Consider the following 694-nt stretch of genomic DNA (forward strand, 5'->3'; position numbering starts at 1 on the left):
CCGGCTTTGCCATCGGCGGCTCCACCTTGTATCGAATTGACCTAAACACCGGTCGGGCCACATCCCTGGGCACCCTGCCGGGTGGGCCGTTCTTTGGCTTGGCCGCCCTCTAGGAAAGCCGATTCCCATTTGCCTATCTAAATCAAGGTTAATCAACATTAATCAATGTTTTGGATTCATTGATTTGGAACCAATTGTTGGAATCGTTTTGAGATCGTTGCTGCTGTTGATCCTTGACCCGGCCCGATCCCAGCTCAGGATTGGGTCTTCTATCTCCCCTTAGCTCGGGGTTGACCTCCGCCTATGCAGACGATAAATTATGAGAGCCGCTGCCCTGCTTGGGTTGTCCTGGGCGATGCTTGTGCCTCTGCAGTTTCTCTCTCTCTTCCATCCCGTTTCCTCTTCCCGCTCATGAAGATCGAGGGCGACAAAGCTGAGGGATCCCTGCAGGAAAAAACCGATGCAGAGGTGTTTGCGGCTCTAAAAGCAGGCCGGTCACAAGCTCTGGCCATTCTCTACGACCGACATGCCGGCTTGGTGTACGGAATTGCCTGCAAAATGCTGGGCAGTACTGCCGAAGCCGAAGATCTCACCCAGGATATTTTTTTGAACTTGGCTCGTTCCTCCTTTGATCCCAGACGGGGATCCCTGCGCACCTACCTGAGCATCTTGGCTCGCTCTCGCTGTTTGGATC

General features: G+C 53.7%; 1 protein-coding gene. It reads left to right on the forward strand.

Annotated features, from left to right (window positions below):
* Positions 1 to 411: 411 nt before the first annotated feature.
* On the forward strand, positions 412 to 694 hold a 283-nt coding region (locus NW820_RS13200), incomplete at its 3' end, for a sigma factor (protein WP_414407749.1).

Source organism: Synechococcus sp. R55.7 (assembly GCF_047461955.1).
GTDB lineage: Bacteria > Cyanobacteriota > Cyanobacteriia > Thermostichales > Thermostichaceae > Thermostichus.